Origin of the sequence: Nostoc sp. PA-18-2419 (assembly GCF_005869855.1) — a bacterium.
Lineage (GTDB): Bacteria > Cyanobacteriota > Cyanobacteriia > Cyanobacteriales > Nostocaceae > Nostoc.
In genome coordinates this window covers 63,046-85,413 of sequence record NZ_SZNH01000009.1, presented here as the reverse complement: position 1 = coordinate 85,413, position 22,368 = coordinate 63,046, and the positions used below count along the sequence as shown (strand labels likewise).

Annotated in this window: 24 protein-coding genes; 3 read left to right on the top strand and 21 right to left on the bottom strand. The window is 43.9% G+C overall.

Features of this window, described 5'->3' with window-relative positions; genetic code table 11:
- Positions 1-135 precede the first annotated feature (135 nt).
- Complete coding sequence (locus tag FCR06_RS11625) at positions 136-837, top strand: Crp/Fnr family transcriptional regulator (protein ID WP_138499752.1); 702 nt, start codon at positions 136-138, stop codon at positions 835-837.
- Positions 838-956: 119 nt separating this feature from the next.
- Here the strand turns inward: FCR06_RS11625 and FCR06_RS11620 are convergent, their stop codons facing one another.
- The 18 genes from FCR06_RS11620 to FCR06_RS11545 all read right to left on the bottom strand — a co-directional run bounded on the left by FCR06_RS11620 (position 957) and on the right by FCR06_RS11545 (position 15,516).
- Entirely contained in the window at positions 957-2,333 is a 1,377-nt protein-coding gene (locus tag FCR06_RS11620) for a dihydrolipoyl dehydrogenase family protein (RefSeq protein ID WP_138499750.1), read from the bottom strand.
- Positions 2,334-2,398: 65 nt separating this feature from the next.
- The gene (locus FCR06_RS32535; protein ID WP_189523384.1) at positions 2,399-2,560 is read right to left on the bottom strand and encodes a hypothetical protein; all 162 of its coding nucleotides are present in this window, start codon (positions 2,558-2,560) and stop codon (positions 2,399-2,401) included.
- 41 nt (positions 2,561-2,601) lie between these two features.
- On the bottom strand, positions 2,602-3,408 hold the full coding sequence (locus FCR06_RS11615; RefSeq protein WP_138499748.1) for a glutathione S-transferase family protein: 807 nt from the start codon (positions 3,406-3,408) through the stop codon (positions 2,602-2,604).
- A 179-nt stretch (positions 3,409-3,587) separates the two neighbouring features.
- Complete coding sequence (locus FCR06_RS11610; RefSeq protein ID WP_138499746.1) at positions 3,588-5,147, bottom strand: GMC family oxidoreductase; 1,560 nt, start codon at positions 5,145-5,147, stop codon at positions 3,588-3,590.
- Between the two features lie 69 nt (positions 5,148-5,216).
- Entirely contained in the window at positions 5,217-5,540 is a 324-nt protein-coding gene (locus FCR06_RS11605) for a DUF4278 domain-containing protein (protein ID WP_138499744.1), read from the bottom strand.
- A 14-nt stretch (positions 5,541-5,554) separates the two neighbouring features.
- Positions 5,555-5,836 (bottom strand): hypothetical protein, encoded by a 282-nt coding sequence (locus tag FCR06_RS11600; RefSeq protein WP_138499742.1) that lies wholly within the window; start codon positions 5,834-5,836, stop codon positions 5,555-5,557.
- Between the two features lie 244 nt (positions 5,837-6,080).
- Entirely contained in the window at positions 6,081-6,212 is a 132-nt protein-coding gene (locus FCR06_RS34230) for a hypothetical protein (RefSeq protein WP_262984662.1), read from the bottom strand.
- A 32-nt stretch (positions 6,213-6,244) separates the two neighbouring features.
- Positions 6,245-6,814: a hypothetical protein gene (locus FCR06_RS11595; protein ID WP_138499740.1), complete on the bottom strand. Its 570-nt coding sequence runs from the start codon at positions 6,812-6,814 to the stop codon at positions 6,245-6,247.
- A 285-nt stretch (positions 6,815-7,099) separates the two neighbouring features.
- Positions 7,100-7,678: a hypothetical protein gene (locus tag FCR06_RS11590; protein ID WP_138499738.1), complete on the bottom strand. Its 579-nt coding sequence runs from the start codon at positions 7,676-7,678 to the stop codon at positions 7,100-7,102.
- A gap of 230 nt (positions 7,679-7,908) precedes the next feature.
- Positions 7,909-8,652 (bottom strand): 3-oxoacyl-ACP reductase family protein, encoded by a 744-nt coding sequence (locus tag FCR06_RS11585; protein ID WP_138499736.1) that lies wholly within the window; start codon positions 8,650-8,652, stop codon positions 7,909-7,911.
- Between the two features lie 52 nt (positions 8,653-8,704).
- Positions 8,705-9,397 carry an alternative oxidase gene (locus FCR06_RS11580; RefSeq protein ID WP_138499734.1) on the bottom strand — a complete coding sequence of 231 codons (693 nt, stop codon included), beginning with the start codon at positions 9,395-9,397 and terminating at the stop codon, positions 8,705-8,707.
- Positions 9,398-9,601: 204 nt separating this feature from the next.
- The gene (locus FCR06_RS11575) at positions 9,602-10,129 is read right to left on the bottom strand and encodes a universal stress protein (protein WP_138499732.1); all 528 of its coding nucleotides are present in this window, start codon (positions 10,127-10,129) and stop codon (positions 9,602-9,604) included.
- Between the two features lie 76 nt (positions 10,130-10,205).
- Positions 10,206-10,613 carry a hypothetical protein gene (locus tag FCR06_RS11570; protein WP_138499730.1) on the bottom strand — a complete coding sequence of 136 codons (408 nt, stop codon included), beginning with the start codon at positions 10,611-10,613 and terminating at the stop codon, positions 10,206-10,208.
- Between the two features lie 91 nt (positions 10,614-10,704).
- Positions 10,705-12,000, bottom strand: coding sequence for a condensation domain-containing protein (locus tag FCR06_RS11565; RefSeq protein ID WP_138499728.1), 1,296 nt, complete (start codon positions 11,998-12,000; stop codon positions 10,705-10,707).
- Positions 12,001-12,313: 313 nt separating this feature from the next.
- Positions 12,314-12,883, bottom strand: coding sequence for a DUF2808 domain-containing protein (locus FCR06_RS11560; RefSeq protein ID WP_138499726.1), 570 nt, complete (start codon positions 12,881-12,883; stop codon positions 12,314-12,316).
- Positions 12,884-13,055: 172 nt separating this feature from the next.
- Positions 13,056-13,496 carry a DUF1622 domain-containing protein gene (locus FCR06_RS11555; protein ID WP_223280107.1) on the bottom strand — a complete coding sequence of 147 codons (441 nt, stop codon included), beginning with the start codon at positions 13,494-13,496 and terminating at the stop codon, positions 13,056-13,058.
- Between the two features lie 12 nt (positions 13,497-13,508).
- A complete protein-coding gene (locus tag FCR06_RS11550) occupies positions 13,509-14,327 on the bottom strand; it encodes an MIP/aquaporin family protein (protein WP_138499725.1) in 819 nt (272 codons plus the stop codon).
- A 133-nt stretch (positions 14,328-14,460) separates the two neighbouring features.
- Positions 14,461-15,516: a catalase family protein gene (locus tag FCR06_RS11545; protein ID WP_138499723.1), complete on the bottom strand. Its 1,056-nt coding sequence runs from the start codon at positions 15,514-15,516 to the stop codon at positions 14,461-14,463.
- Positions 15,517-15,650: 134 nt separating this feature from the next.
- On the opposite strand from FCR06_RS11545, the gene FCR06_RS32530 reads away from it, so the two are divergent.
- The gene (locus FCR06_RS32530) at positions 15,651-15,872 is read left to right on the top strand and encodes a hypothetical protein (RefSeq protein WP_189523383.1); all 222 of its coding nucleotides are present in this window, start codon (positions 15,651-15,653) and stop codon (positions 15,870-15,872) included.
- Between the two features lies 1 nt (position 15,873).
- Here FCR06_RS32530 and FCR06_RS11535 read toward each other — a convergent pair whose 3' ends face one another.
- The 3 genes from FCR06_RS11535 to FCR06_RS11525 all read right to left on the bottom strand — a co-directional run bounded on the left by FCR06_RS11535 (position 15,874) and on the right by FCR06_RS11525 (position 17,875).
- Entirely contained in the window at positions 15,874-16,812 is a 939-nt protein-coding gene (locus tag FCR06_RS11535) for an NAD-dependent epimerase/dehydratase family protein (protein WP_138499721.1), read from the bottom strand.
- A gap of 48 nt (positions 16,813-16,860) precedes the next feature.
- The gene (locus tag FCR06_RS11530; RefSeq protein ID WP_138499720.1) at positions 16,861-17,247 is read right to left on the bottom strand and encodes a nuclear transport factor 2 family protein; all 387 of its coding nucleotides are present in this window, start codon (positions 17,245-17,247) and stop codon (positions 16,861-16,863) included.
- A gap of 196 nt (positions 17,248-17,443) precedes the next feature.
- Entirely contained in the window at positions 17,444-17,875 is a 432-nt protein-coding gene (locus tag FCR06_RS11525; protein WP_138499718.1) for a CVNH domain-containing protein, read from the bottom strand.
- An 829-nt stretch (positions 17,876-18,704) separates the two neighbouring features.
- On the opposite strand from FCR06_RS11525, the gene FCR06_RS11520 reads away from it, so the two are divergent.
- The gene (locus FCR06_RS11520; RefSeq protein ID WP_138499716.1) at positions 18,705-22,118 is read left to right on the top strand and encodes a filamentous hemagglutinin N-terminal domain-containing protein; all 3,414 of its coding nucleotides are present in this window, start codon (positions 18,705-18,707) and stop codon (positions 22,116-22,118) included.
- The last annotated feature ends 250 nt before the right edge of the window (positions 22,119-22,368 follow it).

Sequence of the window (22,368 nt, the reverse complement as noted above, 5' to 3'; positions counted from 1 at the left end):
GCTACCTTGATAATCTTGAGCTATCTCTAGAATGACAATTTTTCTCTACAATTTGTTTGAGCTAGCTCATAGTTGCAACAGAAAAAGTTAAATTGAAAAAGAAAAAGTCAAGCCCACTTGCTGGGGGTTTCAACGATGCAAGTCACGGTTGAACAGCTAAGGCAAATTCCACTCTTTTGTGGACTCGATTTAGATCGACTTGCACAGTTGCAAGCTCATGCTGTAGTTAATAAATATTTACGTGGGGAAATTATTCTCCATGAAGGCGATCGCTTGCCTGCTCAACTGTTTGCTGTTGTGGATGGTAGAATTGAAATCAAGAAAACCGCTTCTACAGGCAAAGAAACGATTTTGCGGACGTTACCTGCTGGAGAACTGTTTGCTGCACCTGCACTACTTGGCAATGGCTCTTCCCCCGCAACCGTCGTCGCACACCAAGACTGTCAGATTCTCACAATCCAACGCACTGCTTTACTAGCGCTGATTCAGAACACTCCAGAAGTTGCATTACAGATTATTGCAATACTTACAGAGCGTCTCCAGCAGCTTCATCAAGTTGTCCATGGATTGGCTTCGGAACGGGCAATCGTGCGGTTAGCGCAATTTATTCAAGCAGCAGCAATTGCTGAAGGAACGCAAGTGACTCAACAAGGATTACTATTGCGATCGCATTTGTCCTACTACCAAATTGCTCGTAGCATCGGGATTACCTACGAAGAATGTGTACGACTGTTCAAACAGATTCAGGCGATCGTCACTTACCATCGAGGCGGTAAAATTCTAGTGTTAGACCAAGCGAAGTTAGATGCGATCGCCCAAGGTGGATACAATCTTTAGAATCAACCTGTTTTATCTGCGCCAATAGTTAGTTGTTAAAGTTATCAATCGAGTAGGCGATTAAACGGTTGAAGTGTTTGCAAGCATGTCAAATAAAACAGAAATTTCATCAAACCTCCTCACCTGTTAGGACAACCTGGCATATTATCTCCAAGCAGCAACCTTGCTAGGCTTGGTAATGCTTCACCATAGGTGGGATGGATATGAACCGATCGCTCTAACAACTGCCAAGTTGCTCCTGCTTCCATCAAATCCAGAAAAACATGTACTAATTCAGCCGTTTCATACCCCACTAGGGTGGCTCCCAAGATTTTGTCTGTGTCGCTGTCGATTACCATACGGTAAAACCCCAAATCATGTCCCCACTCGATCGCACGAGCAATTTGGCTCATGGGTAAGGTCACAGCACGCGCGTTGATGCCGTGCTTTTGAGCCTGTTCTAATGTTATTCCCACTCGCCCAACTTGAGGTTCTGTGTAAATAGCATAGCCAAGAACGCGATCGTTGCGCGTCCGGTTTTCTCCACACAAAATTGCCTTCAAGCGGCGATAGTCCTCCCACGACACATGAGTAAAAGCAGGCTGTTTGGCAGCATCTCCGATTGCATAGACTCCAGAACAGGTGGTGTGGAACTGGTCGTTAATTTTGATAAATCCCTGCTCGTCTAGCTCAATTCCACTCTTGGCTGCATTCAATCCGCCTGTATTTGGTTTGCGTCCAATCACAACCAATAACGCCTCTGTTTGGAGTTGCTCACCACTACTCAATGTCACTTTAAATACATCATTCTCGTGTGCAACTTGATTTACATTCACACCAAAGTGAAGCTCAATGCCATCCTGCTGCAATGCTTCTGCTAAGACCTTGCTGACATCAGCCTCTTCCCGGTCGAGGACGCGATCGCCCCGCACAATTAAGTGGGTCTGACTGCCCAAACGCGCCAATCCCTGCCCTAGTTCCAATCCAATATAGCCACCTCCAATTACCAATAACCGGGATGGTAATGCTTTTAAATCAAAGAAGTTACGGTTGGTCAAGTAGGGAGTCCCTGCAAGACCAGGAGTCTCAGGAACCAGTGCAGATGTACCAGTATTTATAATTACTAAAGGAGCCTCAACGGTGATATTACCCCCACTAACGGTACGTTCACCAACAAAGGAAGCCTCAGCGCAAACGATTTTGACGCCTGCATTATCCAAACGCTTTTGAATACCTTGATTAAAACTATTACGGATTTCCCGTACTCGCTCCATCACAGCGGGAAAATCCACCTTGACTTCCGTGTGAATGCCTAATTTCTTTGCCTGGCGGGCACGCCCCGCTGCATGAGCTGCTGCCAAGAATGCTTTGGAAGGAGTGCAACCATAATTGATACAACTGCCGCCTAAAGCATCCCGCTCAAACAAAACTACCTTGCGCCCCTCTTTGGCAAAATCAACTGCCAGTGGAATGCCTCCTTGACCGCTCCCAATCACAATGACATCTGCTGTTTCCATTTGTGCTGGACTCCCTGAGGATAGTTTGCTTTTATAACATTCTCATACATTAGGTTAAAGATTTTTCACGCATTTGCATTACTGTATATTTGATTTTTTTGAGATAATTTAATTCTTGGAAGTCCCTTAACCCCATGTACTTTGAGTTTAGGGTGTTGTGTCATTTGGTTGGCGGTAACACAGCCTACCGAACCCACACCAATTACAATATAGTCATATTGAGTCATAAAAATTCTCTTTCTTTATTGTCTGTAATGGATTAATGTAGTCAGGAATGAACGGGAATTGATTGATTTAAAAACCGCTCGCTGAAAAACTGCTTAGTCATTCGCTCATAATGCTGGCAGAGATTCGCTCTTTGGAGAACATAATCAACAATTGGACTGCCATAAGGTGGCTTAATGAAATTACCAATATAGGCATAAGTTGTTGCATCTAACGTTGTGGGTTGCTCTCCCATAAAAAACGGTTTGTCTGCTAGAAAGTCACACAGGGCTTGGAAATCAGTACAGATAATTTGGATAATTTCCTCACTGCTATGACGACCCATTCCGTGACCATGCATTTGAGAGAGTACCGTTTTGCGAAACTCTTCAGCAAACAGTTGTGATGATTCTATTGGAGTTTCAGGAAATAGCGTATGTGCTAATACTGCTCGAAAGTGTTGCCAGTTTTCTTGTATGTTGTAGCGAATGTAAGGTATTCCCCAAAAAGTATTTTCTTTGATTGTGCGGCGGAACGCTAAAGAAATCGCTCGCTCAACATCTGTCAAACCACCATCGAGATCGATTGCTTGTTTTTGCTTGAGCATCTCGATGATTAAGGTGGCATCACTCACCAGTTTTCCCTGATAGTCAATAAATGGAACTTTACCTTTGGGAGCTAGCTTTAGATTGTCTGCTGTAACGATGACGGTGTTATAAGGCAGCTTCGCCATCCGAAACCAGGTTTCAAGCTCCATACAGGCTGGACTAATGCTTGGTAGCTCCCATAGAGATAGGGCAGTGTATAAAGTAATCATTTTCTCAAACTTCTGGCATGGTATTTCGGGCGATCGCACAGGGAACATTTCCATAAAATAAATTATTCCTCTTGTGGGGTGGGCAGGAAAGCCCGCCTTAAATATAGGACGGGTGAGGACACCCATCCCACAAGAAAATTTGGGATGTTTTTTATCTGTCAGTTCCTTAGATTGGGCAGAACTGGACGCGATCGCCCAAGGTGAATATGAGATTTAGAAATCGCGCCAGCGAGTTAGTTTGCAATTGCTGAAGGTACTCGCGGGGAAAGGCGAAGAGCGGCTTTAATTAAATCGGCTGCTTTTTCGCCGATCATAATGGCGGGGGCGTTCGTATGTCCTGTGTTGAGAGTTGGCATAATCGATGCATCAACGACACGCAATCCCTCAACTCCACGTACCCGTAGTTCGGGGTCTACAACTGCCATTGGGTCAGTCCCCATTTTGCACGTGCCAATCGGATGATACACAGTACCGCAAACTTCGCGTACATAAGCTTCGAGTGCTGCATCGCCTTGAATGTCAGCACCAGGAGCGACTTCTCTACCGCGAAACTCATCGAAGCCACTGGTTTGGAACAATTGGCGTATTAGTTTAATTCCTTCAACTAACTTTTGCACATCGAATTCACTTTGGAGATAGTTCAGCCGAATTACTGGTGCATCTTGAGGATTGGGCGATCGCAAACTGACACTACCGATATTCTCAGGATGAACCAAAGCGATTATACCCGTGAAACCCACACCAGAGTTGGGATAGCCAGGCGGTGCCCACATAATTGGGCCGAAAATTAATTCTAAATCTGGTGCAGCCTCCTGATTACTCTGACTATGCAAAAACAATCCAGCTTCACCACACCCATTGCTGGTCATTGCCGTGTGCAAATCACCAGTTGCCTCGTAGGGTACAGGAACGAGAATATGGTCTTGCAGGTTTTGACCCACACCCGGCAAATCAACAACAACTGGAATATCCATTGCTTGTAATTGTGCTTTATCTCCAATGCCAGAAAGCATCAGTAGCTTGGGCGAATCAAACGAACCTGCACTTAAAATTACTTCCTGATTGACCCTCACTTGATGCAGCATTCCTTCATGTAGGTATTCCACTCCAACCGTCTGGGTTCCTTCAAACAACAACCGTGTTACGAGCGTACTTGTTTGCACTGTTAAATTCGGACGATGGAGAATCGGCACCAGAAATGCAGCAGCAGCACTGTGCCGTTTACCATCTTTGACCGTTAACTGAATCGGCCCCGCCCCTTCCTGCTGTGTTCCATTGAAATCAGGATTGTAGTCGTAGCCTAGTCCGACTGCTGCATCGATAAATCGTTTTGAGATGGGAGCCGGGGAAATGACATCGGTAACGCTCAACTCTCCATCAACTCCGTGGTACTCAGAGGCACCACGTTGCTGGTGTTCAGATTTCTTGAAATAGGGCAAAACATCCTGGTAACTCCAACCAGGATTCCCTAGTTCCTGCCAATGGTCATAATCGTGCCGATTACCCCGGATGTACACTAGGAAATTAATCGAACTGCTACCCCCTAAGACTTTGCCACGAGGACAGAAGATTTGGCGATTGTTGATATACGGTTCTGGTTCAGAGAAATAGCCCCAGTCTACCTCTGTGCCTAGTAAGCGCGTGCATTCCACTGGGATATGAATCTCCGGCTTTGTATCTGGATTGCCTGCTTCAAGCAACAACACTGTTGTTTCACTGTCTTCTGTCAGACGGTTGGCGACAACACAGCCTGCTGAACCTGCACCTATCACAATATAGTCATATTGAGTCATGTCCATTCTCCTTCTTTGTTTTGTAGGTAAAAAAATTGTCAGCTAGACAAAACTTTTAAAGAAAACTTTTTATGATTTTTGCAATCCCAAAATATTGATGAAAAGTTTTCTAACTTTTAGAGCATTAACAGGTTGAGAGAATTTTGTAGATGTTTGTCCTGTATGTGTTTTCTCCACTAAATAGGCTACTCCCCGATAAATTAATTGATAAGTTACTGATGGTGTAAAAACTTTTGCAGGCTCGATATTCGGGTCAAGACGATAGGTTAGACCACGATAAGTTAGGTTATAAGCAGAACCTTGATGAGGAACTGGTGCAAATGGTCGTGTTGCTTTTTTGGCTGCTTCTGTTGAGTTGTATTCGTAAGTAAGACCGCGATAGTAAAGTTTCATTTTTTGCTCCTAATCTATTTATTTTTACAGGTAAGGATATACCGATTTGGTGTTTCCTTAATTGGTGCAGGCTTCATTTTGGGTTTAACTGTGGGATAGCAAGAGACATATACAACAGAATTGTCTGTCCAAGTCAGTAAATAAGATTTGTTGCCAAGTTTAGTCAATCCTGGGGCAATATCTGGTGCCGTAGCAGAAGCCTTGAAGTTAACTTGAGATACAGCAATTCCTAAAGCATAAGTGCCGATAAGTAAACTAATACTTGCTATCCAATTTGTTGATAGTGATAGTTTCATTCGAATTTCTCCTGACAAGTTAAATGTTTTGAGTTTCACCCAATCTTCTATTCATTTTGTTGGTGAATTATTTAATGACATTTGAGCAGTAAAGATTTTTGATTGTAGTTGTTACCTTGCTAGATATGTTTGTTCGAGCAAATCTAGGCGATCACCGATTATTATCCAGGTAGTAAAGTTCTGATGTTAGAGTAGGCGAAGTTAGATGCGCTTGCGATCGCCCAAGCTGAATACGATGTATAGTCTAGTGGTTTGGCAACCCAAAATTGCTATGTAGGTCGAGCAGGGAGAGCAAGGAAACAGGTGCAACAGGTAAAGAAAGCAGTGGTTGTTCAATGACGCTTTTTCCTCCCTTGCCTCCCCAGCTTGCCACCATGCAAAGTTACTGTGACAGAGTACTAGAGAGTGTCATGAACTTTGACTTGGGCGCAACAACCGAGCATCTTGACGCAATAAACCATGTCGAGCCATAACAGCAGCAATTTTGTTTGTATCGCGAAGCACGCATGAGTTGATCCAACGATAGAACGGGTGACTAGACAAAACTTCACGGGCGCGGATAGCACCAAGTAATGTAGAAAGTGAATCAAGCTCTAACCAGTTCACTGCAAAATGAAGATACGTAGAATACTCATCTACCCCTACTTCATCACGCATTGATGGGTCAGGTGCATTTGACCAACCAGCCCGAAACTCATTAATAGCAGCATCAACAGCACTCAGGTCACACATGCACAAAAACCAATGCATCTGCTCATGAAGAAACACTGAGAGAAAACGGTCTGGGTCTCTAGCGTGCATGATACCAAGCGATAGAATTGGATGACTTACGCCACCACGTCCGAGAGCGGGATCGAGGCGAATGCGGTGCGTGAAGAGAAATGGTTCCAAGTCAAACCGAGACGCAAGGTCTTGCAGCACTTGTGCGGCGAATTGAACTTCCACATCATGCTTTTGAGTGAATTCGATCTCTAGCATTTCGCAATCTGATTACTGTTAAAGAGGATGATAGTGCGGTTGAGGGCGATTGCCCAATATCATGCCTCTTAGGCTAATAAAAAGTGCATAGTATCCTCTAGAATTAACCTATTTTATCTGTGCTGGTAACCATCAGTTCAAAAACCGTATAGGGACTTTTGAAGGTTCGCTATACCTGTGGTTATCATTTGAAATCTCTCAATCCCACTTCAGTTGTATTTTCTTTGCGTTGAAGCAAAGCTGGTTTTAGCCTTGAATCTTGCCAAACCAGCGTTTTGCTACAGGCTACTTGACTTGAGTAATTCTCGCCGAGTAGAGATGCCATTTTCGCTGCTCTGGAGTTGAGCCAGGAACATCATTGACTCGTCTGAGAACATAGCTGCCCCGAAATCGCTGTGGAGTTCCATCAGTTGCGATCGCAGTTATAGTAACCGGAATCTGAATGTAGGTTGAGCCTGCCCCTGGGTCTGGTCTACCAGGTTTTCCAATCTCTACAGCAACAGATGTGGTGTTGGCAAAACCTTGCTTGAACTGGTCAAACGATTGCTTGCTAGCAGCCCCATCTCCGTCCCAAACCGAGTAAGCTTGTCTATAGTCTCGACGGGCGATCGCACTATAATAGTCACGAATCACTTGGATTGCTTGCTGCCCCGGCTCAGCACTAGCAGGGCTTTGTGTCGGAGAGGCTGGTGACGGTGTGGGAGTGGAGGCGATGAAATTTTCAACCGATGGGGTATTCACGGAAGGTGGCTGTGATTTCACAGAGTCATTACAGCCTATGAGGGCGATCGCCAGTAGCATTCCACCAACCGACATCCGGTACTGTTTTAACCAGATATATAAATAAAAGTAAATCTTTGACAAAGGTACCTCCTTGGGATTCCACATACTGGAAATACACTGAATATAGTCATTGACAAGTTCAGATAAATATGGTCGTTATTCCTCACTTGTAGCGAATTGCTGATTTCACTCAAGAAGCTAAAAATAGCTCTGACTATGGGTTACAGTATACTTGCAGTTAGTGTATCACTGATGGGTGAGGATACGCGGTTTTGAGGATTGATGTTTGCAATTCGCTACACCAGTGGCACTTAGGCGCTGAATCCTCCATCAATCATTAGGTTTGCACCAGTGATGTAAGCTGCCTCTGGCCCAGCCAGATAAGCGACCATCCCTGCAACCTCCTCAACAGTACCGTAGCGGGGCAGTGCTAGCTGCTTTTTGAGCATCTCGGCAAACTCACCCTCTGGGGGATTCATATCAGTAGCGATCGGTCCGGGCTGGACGTTATTGATCGTAATTCCACGTGGGCCGAGGTCACGCGCCAGCCCTTGCACAAGCCCTTGCAAAGCAGATTTACTCATGGCATAAACAGAGGCGCCGGCAAATGAGACACGTTCGGCGTTGGTGCTGCCAATGTTGATGATGCGTCCGCCTTCTTGCATATGCTTGACTGCGGCTTGGGTTGCCACAAATACGGCACGCACATTAATAGCAAAGGTGCGATCAAAGTCCGCAAGCGTGAACTCATCGATAGGAGCCATCTGCGCTACACCTGCGTTATTTACAAGGATATCAATGCCGCCCAATTTCTCTATTGTCTGTTCAACAGCAGCCACTACCTCACTAGCTTCAGCACTATCAGCTTGGATGGACAAAGCCTGAACGCCGAGCGCCTGCACTGCTTCGGCGATTTCCTTGGCGCGATCGGGTGAGCTGGTATAGGTGAAGGCGACATCAGCACCTTCAGTTGCCAAACGCTTAACGATCGCCGCCCCGATACCGCGACTTCCTCCGGTGATCAGTGCGCGTTTATTTTTGAGTATGTAGTTCATATTCGATACCGTCGATTAGAAATTGGATAATTTATTATTAGTAATTATCTCCTCAAACTTCTGCTTCGCTTGATAAAACTTTTGTCACTTCAAAAACTGTATGTGGACTTTTGAAAGTTAGTCGTGCTTCTGGTTTCTGGAGTGCCACCATAGTTTTCACATGTTCGGATTCGTCATCACGGATGTTCACAAACACGTCGTATAGATTATCTACTTTGGGACGGCGAAAGTCATGACCTGGTGCAGTCTGAACTTCATCAAACATATAGAGATCGCCATCGCGGTAGAAGTTGATTGCAACCTGGGGCGCTTTTTGAGCTTTGAGTTGGGCTTCATTGGTTTGCAAGTATTCGTCATAAGTGTGGTAAGCATGACCTTCAATCAGTTCCATCAGGTAGTAGGCGTAAGCAGGAAACAACATGTAAATCGGCACAACCACCCAGTAGTAAGCCACAGCAACATGTTGAGCGATGAAGCGATCAATCCAGAGGCTACCGCCGCCCAGGGATTCCATAATCAACAAATGATGTAATTCGTTCCAGGTTTCAGCAAAGTGAACTTTTAACAAGTCAGCTTTGCGCCAGTAACCCAGCGTCTCATAAAAATGCAATACCGATAGATAAGAAAAGTAAGGAACGCGGGCGATGGTTTCCAACATATAAAACCGAGCGTAGGAACGATTTCCGTACACAATATCAACAATGAATACGAAAAAACTGACGATCGCTCTAATCAAAACTTTCATGGTGGATTCCTCCAAAATCAGAATACATTACTGATTAGCTAATTCTGAAAGCCGATAGATGTAGGTTTGTTTTCCGGCGTCAACCCTACGTCTGCATAGGTTTGACTCATTCTAATAAATAATTAAGGCTACTAAATTCTAGCTTGAAGCTCCTGTTTTTGCTGGTTCAATAATCAGATTTGCTACTTGAGTGATTATCTAAACTTAATGAACTACCTGGGTTTGATTAATTATATGTGCTTCAAATTTGAGAGTAACTGGAGCATAAACGACATACACAGAACAAGGAGCATGGTGAAACACATAATTACTCACACTGCCTAAAATCAACTCATTCAAGCCAGAACGTCCTCGATGACCGACAACAATTAGGTTAGCACCCCAAGTTTGAGCAACTTCACAGATATTTCGACTGGGATTGCCAGAATTTTGCGTGAATTCAGTACTTACCCCTGCATTGGTTGCTTCCTCTGTATACGATCGCAATAATTTGAAACCTTGTTCTTCGTAAGTTTGCCATTGTTTCCAATAATCCTCTAGAAGTTCTCTATCTAATGGGTAATATTGCAGGGTAGTCAGTGTAGGGATTTGGGGGCTATCGTTTTCATCACTAGACAGGACATGCAATAGCATCAGGCTTGCTTTAGTTACCTTCGCCAGAGCAAGCGCTTCATTAAAAATAGCCTTGCCATTTGGTGAACGGTCAATTGCAACTAGAATCTTGCGAAACATAGAATCTCCTGAATTAAACAATCTTGAAACAATGGCTTTAAAGAAAATATTTGAGGAACTTATCACCCTTGAAAACTTATATAACCTTCTGTTGTTGCCGAGTCCCTTTCAATGCCCATCCGCTAATCCAACATCCCAATCCATCGACAATTAATATGAGGATAGCTGTGACTTGGAAAAGCAGACCCCAACCTGCGAAGGAAACCTGAGAAACATGATCGGGGCTAATTACAATCAAATGATTGTAGATTGCAAAAAGCAGCGATCCTGCCATTGAAAAGAGCAGCAGCCAGCTACCAAGGCGGTAGAATTGTGTCCAAAGTAAAACGGCTGCAACGATGGGAGTCAGAAAAATCACAAAAATCACAAACGAACTTTGAAGCAAAGACAGAGCAACAGGGATTTCTACATGTGCTAAACCATGTAATCCGTTAGTAAGCGTATGGATGACTACAATAGTTGTCCCATATTGAGCAATCTTCATCTTTATTCCTCCTAAGTAGAAAACTTCAATAGACATCATTCATTGATCGTAGTGGGAGCGTAAACCGCAATATGCAATGTTGATTAGCTTATTAGACTACAACAAAGTTAGATGCGATCGCCTCATTTAGTAGATGTATAGCTTCCTGATGAAGTGTTTCCGTTTGAGATCGCAGCATCACTTGTTCTGAACACACGAGCGTAAAGAATAGCCGCTCTCCCAAAGTTGCCACGCCAACTAAGCGGTCGTTTTTCACACCTGTCCTCACAACAGGTCCATATATTGCTTGAAGTTCTAATTCTCCAAACTGTTGCGTGATCGTCAATCGCGTGAGATTGCTAACGGCTATATCATACTCCAGCTGGTCTTTAAAGGCTTGTAAAGCATCATCAGGACTGGGATTGGTAGACAGCCATTCTTGAAGTTGGAAAATCTTCTCAAACAGTTTGTTAGAAGTCATACTTTGCTTGAGCTGCTGTTTAACAGAACGAGCAACTTCCCAGAAATTGGCACCAGAACTTAGCAAGTGCAATGTCCGTTCGGCACTAATACAAAAACTGATATCTTCCTGATTTGCAGATGTCAAGTAGGGTCTGAGATTAATCGGTGACGAACAGTTGATGTTCTGGGGCTGTTGGGAATGATTTTGCTGGCGGACTGCTAAGAGAAAGGCGGCACAAATCGCAGCATGAACACTCGTCTGCTCTTGCTGAGAGCGAGCTATGAGTAACCGCGTTGTTTCGGCTGAAAGCGAACTAGAACTGACAAATGAACGGTTATTTTGCTTCGCAGGTTGCTCAAGCAAGAAGGAATCGCTGATGAACTTAGGGAGCAGTTTTAACCAAGAAACCCTTTCAGGAGCTTTCTCAACAATCAACTCCTCTAGTGACGGAGGAACAAATAAAGACTCTGTGAAGGTAGTGGGTGTAGCAATAGCCTGCAAAATATCTCGAATTAAGTAAGTCACAGAAATTCCATCTGCGATTGAGTGATGACATGTCACAATCAATTCTGATAATTCTGCACTATTGCTGGAGTGAACCAAGACCACCCGCACTAACGGAGCTTGCCACCAGACAAAGGGCGTTGCAATTTCTTGCTCAACTTCTCGCTGCCAATGTTGTTCCGATTGGCGGTGCACAACCCGCAGTGGAATGTCAGCAGGGTGTTCGACAAACCAAGGGTGCTTTGATTCATCCAGAGCAATCCGAACTCGCAGGAGTGGATGCCTTTGCTGTACAAGGTGAAGTGCTTGCTGAAGTTGAGGAACCGTGAATTTTCCTTTGATTTGGGCAGTGAGAGCGAAATGTAAAGGATGAGCTCGATCATGAAGCCAGAAGATTTGCTCTCCGGCTCCCAGAGGGCGATAGACATCGACAGATTGCATATATTTAATCTCCAATACTATTGGGAATATTTGTTCAAAAAACAATATCTTCAACTAAATATCTACTTCCATTGAGGCAATTTCATCAAACAGTTCATGAGTTGATAGAAAGTTTTGAACTTTGACATTCCTGTGAGTATATTTGTTTGACCCTTTAAATTGATCGCAGTTGCTAAACTTTGATTCAGTAAGGTATTCACTTGCGATCGCATTGCTGCGAGAATATCAATTCGTGTTGAATAGACGAACGATTTAGTGTCCTTTTGCTTATTGGTTATTGCAGCTATAAGCTTTACTCGCAATATGTGCAATTCTAGTTGTTGTAAAAGTTAATGCGTCCATAGCCTAAGAACTGACCCAGCCCATTGTCTCCCACTGGATATGCAGTCACACCGAACAGATAAACACCATCCAAACTGGGATTTTTCTGGGCTGCAAGTGCAACTGTGACAGTACTACCAGGTTGCACAGGTTGATCGAACACAACGATCGCTTCACCTAAGGTGGAAGGCTGATCGTTGCCGCCAATACTGGCTAATCGGATTTCCGGTCCGGCTGCAAACCGCTCACTGGCAAAGGCTTTGCTCTTGTTGATATCAAATTTGATTGTTTCTAGATTTTTCGCCTGAGCAATTTTAACTGCTTTCAAAGGTTGTCCTGCATCTTTAGGAACGGTCAGCGTAAATTCATAAGTAGAGGATGTGTCTCTTGCAGTTTGAGGGGCAGCAGCCCGAATTAACTGTGGAGGGTGATTAAAGAAGGTTTGCTCAGATTGGTCGATTGAAATGCTTTCGGCTTTGGTTGAGGTGTTAGTTGCTGATTGTATAGCAGTGGTGGCAGCGATCGCTAAGGTTATACTGATGACAAGTTTATGAAACTGCATAATTAATCTCCTTGAAGTATGAATGATTAGCTTGGTTAATGCCCTTTGGGCAAGGTATAAACAGTCAACTATTGTTATGGCTTGCTCCTACACCACACTCCACCCGTTCCAAGGATTTCACCTTTACAAGCCTGCCCAGGATTACTCATGTTCCTGCACATAGATTGCTAATTCATCTGAGTTTTTCACTGACTTCGTTATCAAGAGGATGGGCTGTTTCTCGTAATTCTCGTACTTCTCGTTGTAGAAAGAAGTTAAGAAAGGTACGGATTCCAGTAATCGCCGCAAGTTTTGCCACTGCATCCCACGAGGGGGAAATAGCTGTGCCGACGATATCGGCAGCTAAGAGAAATTCCAGCGCTAAGGCTAATACGACTCCCAGTTCTAAACGGATTGTTTCTTGGAGAACCCGATCGCGTCTCCAGAAACGCAAGATTTTTCGGAGTGTAAGAATCACAGCGATCGCAACTGTTAAAATTGCAATGCCTTCCAGAACAACTTTCAAAAACATTGCGAATTCTTGCAATAGTCTTTCTGCCAAAAGCGTTAACCCAGAGGTGTGTTCTGTACTAGAGACAGAGTCTAAGGCAATGGCTATCCAATAAATTGACATACCCATCTAGGCTCATTTGTGGGAGTGAGGGTGATACTGGAAATGAGGCAGTTTGACATTTTTGAAAATACTGKGGTAATCAAAAGTTTGATAGAGTTTTCCAGTCAAAACATCCCGTTCACCTAACGCGATCAGCCGAAACGCCCCCACTGCGATCACTGCACCCATTGGCGGAGCAATCCAATAAATCCACTGATGATGCCAATTTCCTGTTACCAGTGCCGGAGCGAAACTCCGCGCTGAATTGAGACTTGTTCCTGAAATTGGAGCTTCTTGCCACACCATCCCGGCAATTAATAGCCAAACGACTAAAGGTGTCCAGCGCATCAGCCGATGATGACTGACAAAGATAAAAATCGTCAACACCAACACAAATGTAATCGTGACTTCTGAGAAAAAGACAATCCACAGTGGATAATTCAATCCAGGTAGCGTCATGCCATTACTAACACTTCTGGCATGATCTCCCCATAAAGTCACCAGCAGTAACACAGCAGTGATTGCTCCCAGAAATTGTCCAATCACAAAGCCAACGAAATCTCTAAGGTGCATTTTGCCATGTATCCAAAATGCGAGTGAGACACAAGGATTGATGTGAGAGCCACTCAATTTTCCAATGGGAGAAATGGCTACAATCGCTCCACTTCCAGCAAAAATTAGTCCGGTAATCAGTCGCCGAATGCTTGGATCTGGTGCAAGCTTTTCTATTGGCAAACCATGTCCAAAGTTAAAGACGATTGCACTCAAGCCGATGAAAATATTGAAAGCAGCTCCCAGAAATTCTGCAAAGTATTCGCGCCAATGCCACTGATTCTGAACGCTAGACTGCATACTTGATAAATGTTGTCAAGGGACTTGTGTTAGTGCTGATCGATTAGCTAAAAGAGCAATCGTTAGTGTTCTAGATATTACCAGACACTACTTCCGCCAACAATATTTTGGTGGAAGTAGTTAATAAGCAAGATTATTCAGGATCGTCCAAAACTGAACTGTGTGCTTGCGGCTCTTCAATACGGTGTTGTGCGTATTTCCGTCGAGCCTTTACTATCTCTTGATAAACTTTTTTGCGAGCTAAATTGACACTACCCAGAGGTGCGTGTTCCGCGAGGGTATGCCAAGCCATGAACGATAGACCCTCATCCAGTCGCTTCCGCTCCTCGAAGTCAAATTTTTGAGCCGGAACTGTGATGGTTGCAAGCTTAATAAAAGGTGAGTCTTCCTCCTTCCACTCCTGCATTGGATCTTCAATAGGAGTTTGTTCATCGTTGACATACAGCTGCACCAAGAAGTCAAAAGTTGCATCTTTGCCCTTTTCTGAGAGGTATTCGACAACTGCCTCGCGCAAGTAAGTCTCGGAAGTGGGAGGTGAACCGGGAGTATCTTGCTCATGAGGTTTTACAGAAAACTTGATAGATACAGAGCCAAGTTGATAAGGAGTCGTACTCCAATATTGGATCAGCAGCGGATTTGCAACTTGTTTGCTTGTAACCGCTTTGAGGACTTCAAACGTGGGTTGTAGCGACCGCAGTTCTTCTTCATTTGCTTGACCGACGCTTGCTTTCGTCAGGTTGGCAAACCCTTGGGCATCGCGGACAAAGAACACCGGATGATTAATCAGCAAAAAGTCTTGGGTTTCCTGCTCATCATCGAGAACTTTATCGCCTTCTACCTGTAAGAGTTTAATAGCAAGTGCCCGAACATCGGGATCAAGGTCTGAGGCGAGTTTACCGCGCTTTTGTGCGGGAGAAGCGTTGGAGAGCCTCATCCAAAGCGGGTAGGTTTTGGGTTGGGCAAAGATACCCACCTTCAACGATTCCGGAATATCTTCCTCTACTTTGAACTCTCCCCAAACTAAGGCATGACTTTTAGGATGGTCTTTTCGCAGGTCTGGGCCTTTCTCAGCTTGAACTTTGAGATCGATATTCACGATGGTATCAGTTGCCGCTTCTTGGGCAGCAGTGTTCAATATGGTATCACTAGCTACTTCTTCGACAGCAGTGGATAGATTAGATTGGCTCATGGTTCTTTCTCCTTATTGTGAGTGTTTCAAGACTGAGAAAATGAGGGTTGCAGATGGGACTTTATAAACTCTAACTGTTAGTCGATTGCTAGTTTGCAGTGCTGTTTCCTCCAGTGCTGCAATCTATGGGAACAATGATACTTACTAACTCATATATCCTCAAACGAGACATTTTTCTCCACTGCCTCACGGCTTATATGCAAATGATTAGCGGGAAAATCAGGATCGGAATAACCATTTGTAAGCTAGAAGGGACTTTGTTACGGCGACGTAGTAGAACACTAGCGGCGATCGCTTCGATGACAAGCACTGTTGCATCGGTTCTTGGTTCTGGAACTTTTAGTCAACTTATGTGAGTTAGCTTGCACGACCAACAGCAGTGTCAACCATCCATTCCAAAGGTCGTGGCTGAAAATTTAATTCGCGTTTTGCCTTGGCATTCGATGCGCCTCGCATCTGAGTTCCGTAATAAACGGCATCCGCACCACCAGTTTGCAAAGCATCTTCAACCGATATCTGCGGAGGCGGTGGAGCATTGAGCCACCGGGCAAAAGCAGAGAGCCATTCGCGCACCTTTAAAGGTCGATCGCCCGTAATTAGATAAATGCCAGGATTACCTCGCTCTGCTGCTGCAACCGTAGCGATCGCTGCATCTTCAATATGTAACCACGACCACATGCCTTCGCCATTGCCGACAATCGGGAACTGTTGCTGTCGGACTTGTTGAGCAACGTCGCCATCGGGGGCAAACCAAGTACCTGACCCATAAAAGAAGCCATAACGCAGGATAATCCCTTCTAGATTGGGCGTTTCGAGTAAGCGACGCTCGATTTCAATCACCGTGCGAACATCAGCTGCAACTGCGGGTGAAGCATCAAAAGCTAGTGGTGTTTCTTCATCTGCTAATCCAGTATCGGGAACTCCCCAGAATGCGATCGACTGTCTCAAGTAACGCCGCACACCTGCCGCTTGCGACGCTGCTAGCACATTAGCACCCCCTTCTTTACGGATGCGAGTGTTCAGGACTGCTGCGGCACTCATCGACTCGCCTGTGTAGGTTTTGGGTAGGGAGGTGAGTTGTTCAATTACCACTTCCGGTTGAGCGCAGATTACAGCGGCTTTGACAGCTTCTCCATCGAATACATCTGCGATCGCAGGTTCTACACCTTGTTCAGCCAAAACCTTGGCTCTTTCTGGAGAACGGGTCAACGCAACTACATCATGTTCTTTAGCAAGTAATTGCGCGATTAGCGGACGACCGATGGCTCCCGTTGCCCCTGCAACAAAAATTTTCATTTGCGAACCTTCTGTTGAAGTTTGTGAAACATTTACATTTTGTTTAACTTATGATATGGCAGCTTTCATTACATCAGTGTCGATATAAACCTCTAGTCGCACAATTTTCTCTTTTTGAATTGTCCAGATATGAGCTAAGTTACAACTAAATTTTTTTCMAGTTTGCTTTGCTACGCCACTCGTTTTGCCAATCGCAACGGTTTTATCACCAGCTTGAATGTAATTAGATATCTCGACTGAAGAATCAATCAATGGAGAAAATTTGGAGAAAAAAACCTTGCTTTCATCAAAGCCACGATAGTGACCGCCCCAAGGGAGTTCTTCAGTTTGATAAAACTCAACATCAGGAGACATTAAAGAAAAATAACTACGAATATCTTTTTCGTTCAGGTAAGTGTAAGCCTGCTTCACAATTTCTAGAGAGTTTACTGGCATATTTTAGCATCCTTTAGATACGATATAATCTGTTAATCAAGCAAATATTTATTGATTTATAATCGCATTTTGCTTTTGACAAAAAATTTCTCTACTCACCAAGATAATCGGTAGCCGCATTGATATTTGTGCAATTGCTTCATTCATCCAGTTATTACTTAGTACATTCAAGATGAACGAAACAAAGGCATCACTTCTAATATTTCAAATTCCCATCTTCATTGCGGATTCCTTCAATCTTTATTTTGCTAAAGACCGCCTCTTGTCTATTAATTTTGGCGCAGGTGCCAAGTAATTCGTCACCAACAACAGTTGCACTATAGCAACTGGCTTGGAAAGAAGCAGGAGAATTTCTACCATTATCTACTAACAATCCATCTTGATTGTCTATACCTCTTAACACAATACGAGCTTTTTTTTCTCTGCCATCTCTTTTCCTACAAATAGCATAAAGCACATTTGATTTTAGACTCATATTTCTGCAAGTGTATTGGAAAGTACTAGGTGAACGTGCAAAAGCAGGACTTGCTACTGTCGCTGTTAGTAAAGTTAGACCAACAACAGCAGTAATCCGAAAATAAAACTGTTCAAGATTAGTTGTTTTTTTGGTTGTAGTTATTGTTGTCATGTGTTTTCTCCTTGATAACTAATAGAATTTATAGTAATTATCCAAAATAAGCAGTAAATACAAGCTTAAAAACCTTGATTTACTCTGAGAAATTCATAAATTGCGTAGTCTATTAAGGCTCTGTTTTTAGACATAATCATTCCTCTGGCTTCTTATGCTGACTAACGAGTATTGATTGAATTTGAAATGCCTATATGTTTAAAGTATTTAACAATTTTAGATGTGAGGCATTAGTTGAGATAATATATATTGTTTATATGATGATGTGAAACTTGAGTTCTATAAATCTATGGGTGTGGGCAAATCAAAATTATGCAGTTAGTACCGCAAGGCGTAATTCGTAATTCGTAATTTGTAATTCGTAATTCATAATTCACAAGGGTTTCAGACATTTAAAATGGTTGGTTTATTTCCGCTCTGCAGTACTAGGGAGAAAAAATATCTTGATACATCGTCCTAGCGCTCAGGAGCGGTAACAGCGATCTTCCACAGTAAGCTTTTTGTCGAACATAGCGAATTGTAGCTTTTAGTTCTAGTTATAGAAGATAATAACTTTACTACAGAACACTCTCTGTATTCATACTCTTATTCAACTAAATATTGACTTTGAAGATAGTTTCTAATGAATTTAAATAAAAAGATAGCTAAAATAAATTACAGTCATTAACAGTGTAAAACCCTGCTATCTGTGAACTTATCTTGTAAAGAAAATCTCATAATTATTTGCAATTGCTGAGTCATCTACTGTAATCTTTATGCTTAAAATATTTTAATGTGGGAACTGCGCTGAACATTTTTGTTCGAGCATCGCTGGAGGTAAGACAGCAAGATGAGCCAGTGGCGTCCAAATCTATGGCTTCTGATGTGCAGTACTTTGTGGATACTGGGTTGCAATCAACCTACTGTAGCTCAAGTGATTCCCGATAATACGCTACCTGGGGGAGAGCGATCGCAAGTTTCTGGCAATTCCAATTTCCAAATTGACGGTGGGGCGAAGCGAGGTGGCAATTTGTTTCACAGCTTCCAATCGTTTTCTATTCCCACTGGAGGCTCTGCCTACTTCAACAATGGCGCAGATGTGCAGAACATTTTCAGCCGCGTCACAAGTGGGTCAATTTCCAATGTTGATGGTGTGATTAAAGCAAATGGCACAGCGAATCTATTTTTGCTTAATCCTAACGGCATTGTGTTTGGTGCAGGTGCTTCACTTAATATAGGGGGTTCTTTTGTTGGTACGACCGCCAACGCGATCGCCTTTCCCAATCGTGAAGTTTTCAGTAGCGATGTGACTCAACCTTTACCCAGTCAATTGCTAACCATTAATCCTAATGCTTTGTTGTTTAATCAACTGACGCCCCAGCCGATTATTAATCGGTCTAATAGTAACATGGGTTTACAAGTTCCTTCTAAACAAAACCTTTTGCTGATTGGGGGACCGATTCAATTTGACGGGGGACAATCTGGTGGACGAGCAATTAGTAGTGGAAACTATGTCGAATTAGCGGCTGTTGGTGGGTTAGGAACCGTTGGTTTATCAACTAAAAGTGATGATTGGCAACTAACTATACCTGATGGAGTGACCAGAGCAGATGTATCCTTAACCAATGGAAGTGGCATTTACGTTCAAGGAGCTAGTGGCAGTATTAGAATTCTTGCCCACAACATTGATATCTCTGGAGGTGAACTCAGAATTGAAATTCCCAGCGATTCGAGATTACCTGATAGTAAAACCGGAGATCTGGATCTGAATGCAACTGGCTCTATTACAATCAGCGATTTTGGCTCCTTGGACAACTGGTTATTTGGACAGGGAACTATGGGTAGCATCAATCTAACAGCAGGCGATCGCGTCTCTTTGGATGGCAGTGAAGTACAGAATATTCTAGAAGACAGTGGTGTGGGTAACGTTGGCAACATCAACATTACTACAGGGTCACTTTCTCTAACAGGAGGCACTGTACTGTATTCCGAGACGCGCGGACAAGGGAATGTAGGCAGCGTGAATATTAATGCCCGCGATCGCATTTCTCTGGTTAGCAGTGCTGTAGTCAATGACGTATTCAATCCCCTGGAACCAACCAATATCGGTAAAGTTGGCGATATTAATATCACTACAGGGTCGCTTTCTCTGTCTAAGGCTCAACTATTTGCTAGCATGTGGGGACAAGGAAGTACAGGCAATGTGAATATCAATGCCCGCGATACCGTTTCTTTGGATGATAGTGGTGTATACAATTCCTTGGCAGAAAGCAGCATCGGTCAAGTTGGCGATATTAACATCACTACGGGGTCGCTTTCTCTTAGCAATGGCGCTTACCTCTATTCCAACACCTATGGACAGGGAAATGCAGGCAACGTGAATATCAATGCCCGCGATCGCGTTTCCTTAGATGGTCAAGAATCTTATTCATTTTTCATCACCTCCAGTAGTATCTTTTCCCAAGTGGGTCAAGGCAGCGTGGGTAAAGGCGGAGATGTGACGATCGCAACTGATTCGCTGTTTCTCACCAACGGGGGTGCTGTGAATACCTCTAATGAAGGTGGAATCGGCAATGCCGGTCGTGTCACCATTCAGGCGCGTGATGTCCAGATTAATGGAACCTCCCCGACTCGAATTAACTCTCGCGGCGAGCGTACCAACTACTACCGCAGTGGAGTGTTTACCTCCACAATAGCAGGATCTGTCGGAAGCGGAGGCGATGTCAGTATCAATACACACTCACTCTCGGTTTCCAACCAAGGGAGAATCGACACGAACGCTCAGGGGCAAGGCAAGGCCGGGAATATCCAGATTCAGGCGGAAGATACAGTTTCGTTTGATGGGGGAGATGCCATCAGTACGCTCTCCCCGAGTGGAGTTGGCACAGGAGGTGATATTGATATTACCGCGCGATCGCTCTCACTGCTGAATGGCTCTCAACTCGCTGCTTCCACGGCTGGATCTGGAAACGCTGGCAATATCACCGTCAATGCAGACGCAGTGGGATTGAGCAGCGGTGGGCAACTGCTGACCACAACTTTTAGTAGCGGTCGTGCTGGCGATATCACAATTAATAGCCCAGACCTGCAACTAAGTGGGGCAACCAGTGGTTTATTTGCCGATACGACCAGTGCAGCAGATGCAGGCAACTTGACTATTCAGCCACGCGGGAACGGGCAAAGTGTCAGGGTGAATCTTCAAGATGGCGCACAAATCTCCGCCTCTACCAAGGCCAGCGGTCAAGGTGGAAAGTTGACTATTACAGCCCCAGAGTCTATTACTCTTACAGGTGATGGTTCAATCATTGCCGCTGGTACGGCTGGCAGCGGTCAGGGTGGGGACTTAAATCTCCAAACAGGAACCCTCAGCATTCAAAACCAGGCACAAGTCACAGTCAGCAGTTTGGGGACAGGCAGTGCCGGTTTGTTGTTTGTGGATGCTGATCGCATCTATCTCAATAATCAAGGCAGTATCAGAGCTGACACCACAGGCGGCGGAGGAAATATCTTTTTGCGTACTCCCTTATTACTGTTACGCAATGGAAGTTCTATCACTACCAACGCCACTGGTGAAAACATCCCAGGGGGTGACATCAGCATTGATGCCAAAAATGGTTTCATTATTGCTGTTCCCCAAGAAAATAGCGATATCAGCGCCAATTCACTAGACTTTCGTGGCGGGAATGTGAATATCAATGCTCAAGCGATTTATGGGACTCAGTTTCGCACTTTCCCAACAAGTGCAAGTGATATTACTGCTACAGGGGTAAATCCGCAGTTGAATGGCTCAGTGCAAATCAATACACCCGATGTAAATCCTAGTTCGGGATTAGTAGAATTGCCAGCCAATTTTGTAGATCGTTCTGGTTTGATTGCTCAAGGTTGTCCAGCCTCTAAAGGCAACACCTTTACCATCACCGGACGCGGCGGTTTGCCACCCCTACCAACCCAAGCGCTTCGTACCAATCAAACTGCAACTGTTAATTGGGTGACATTGAATCCTCAAGAACAAAAAACCACAACTGTAGGGGAGAATTTACACTTGAGTCTGGGGCGCAAAAACCGTAAATTAGAAGTTCCACAAATCAGCCCAACTATTGTGGAAGCTACTGGTTGGATAATAAATAAGTCTGGTAAGGTGCAGCTAACAGTCTCTACACCCGTAGCTAATCATACTAACACTTTTACTTCAGCGATCGCCTCTGGCGGGGCTTCTCTCCGAGACGCTACGCGAACACTCATTGCAGCTTGTCCAAATTCATAGGTCAGTAAGCAAAAAACTTTTGCGATTTTTCTTCTTTAGACAATCTTATTTATTATCCCCAGGTTTCATTATCACTTCACGGAGGAACTTACTACAATAAATATTAAAAATATTACTAATTGCCTATTTTTAAACTTTTGATTTAAAAATTAAAATTTTCAATGCTATTAATTATAACGATTTTGATATAAACTCTTTTAAATCAAGTCAACCTATGTTGCATGTATTAATCAGAAATTTAGCTGCTATT

Coding starts and splice junctions, on each gene's coding strand:
- FCR06_RS11565 (WP_138499728.1), bottom strand. CDS start 12,000: ATGCAATCTGTCGATGTCTATCGCCCTCTGGGAGCCGGAGAGCAAATC.
- FCR06_RS32535 (WP_189523384.1), bottom strand. CDS start 2,560: ATGACTCAATATGACTATATTGTAATTGGTGTGGGTTCGGTAGGCTGT.
- FCR06_RS11575 (WP_138499732.1), bottom strand. CDS start 10,129: ATGTTTCGCAAGATTCTAGTTGCAATTGACCGTTCACCAAATGGCAAG.
- FCR06_RS11535 (WP_138499721.1), bottom strand. CDS start 16,812: ATGAAAATTTTTGTTGCAGGGGCAACGGGAGCCATCGGTCGTCCGCTA.
- FCR06_RS11605 (WP_138499744.1), bottom strand. CDS start 5,540: ATGAAACTTTACTATCGCGGTCTTACTTACGAATACAACTCAACAGAA.
- FCR06_RS11570 (WP_138499730.1), bottom strand. CDS start 10,613: ATGAAGATTGCTCAATATGGGACAACTATTGTAGTCATCCATACGCTT.
- FCR06_RS11620 (WP_138499750.1), bottom strand. CDS start 2,333: ATGGAAACAGCAGATGTCATTGTGATTGGGAGCGGTCAAGGAGGCATT.
- FCR06_RS11625 (WP_138499752.1), top strand. CDS start 136: ATGCAAGTCACGGTTGAACAGCTAAGGCAAATTCCACTCTTTTGTGGA.
- FCR06_RS11615 (WP_138499748.1), bottom strand. CDS start 3,408: ATGGAAATGTTCCCTGTGCGATCGCCCGAAATACCATGCCAGAAGTTT.
- FCR06_RS11585 (WP_138499736.1), bottom strand. CDS start 8,652: ATGAACTACATACTCAAAAATAAACGCGCACTGATCACCGGAGGAAGT.
- FCR06_RS11520 (WP_138499716.1), top strand. CDS start 18,705: ATGAGCCAGTGGCGTCCAAATCTATGGCTTCTGATGTGCAGTACTTTG.
- FCR06_RS11525 (WP_138499718.1), bottom strand. CDS start 17,875: ATGACAACAATAACTACAACCAAAAAAACAACTAATCTTGAACAGTTT.
- FCR06_RS11555 (WP_223280107.1), bottom strand. CDS start 13,496: ATGTCAATTTATTGGATAGCCATTGCCTTAGACTCTGTCTCTAGTACA.
- FCR06_RS11545 (WP_138499723.1), bottom strand. CDS start 15,516: ATGAGCCAATCTAATCTATCCACTGCTGTCGAAGAAGTAGCTAGTGAT.
- FCR06_RS11600 (WP_138499742.1), bottom strand. CDS start 5,836: ATGAAACTATCACTATCAACAAATTGGATAGCAAGTATTAGTTTACTT.
- FCR06_RS34230 (WP_262984662.1), bottom strand. CDS start 6,212: ATGGTGGCAAGCTGGGGAGGCAAGGGAGGAAAAAGCGTCATTGAACAA.
- FCR06_RS11580 (WP_138499734.1), bottom strand. CDS start 9,397: ATGAAAGTTTTGATTAGAGCGATCGTCAGTTTTTTCGTATTCATTGTT.
- FCR06_RS32530 (WP_189523383.1), top strand. CDS start 15,651: ATGATACTTACTAACTCATATATCCTCAAACGAGACATTTTTCTCCAC.
- FCR06_RS11610 (WP_138499746.1), bottom strand. CDS start 5,147: ATGACTCAATATGACTATATTGTGATAGGTGCAGGTTCAGCAGGCTGT.
- FCR06_RS11560 (WP_138499726.1), bottom strand. CDS start 12,883: ATGCAGTTTCATAAACTTGTCATCAGTATAACCTTAGCGATCGCTGCC.
- FCR06_RS11595 (WP_138499740.1), bottom strand. CDS start 6,814: ATGCTAGAGATCGAATTCACTCAAAAGCATGATGTGGAAGTTCAATTC.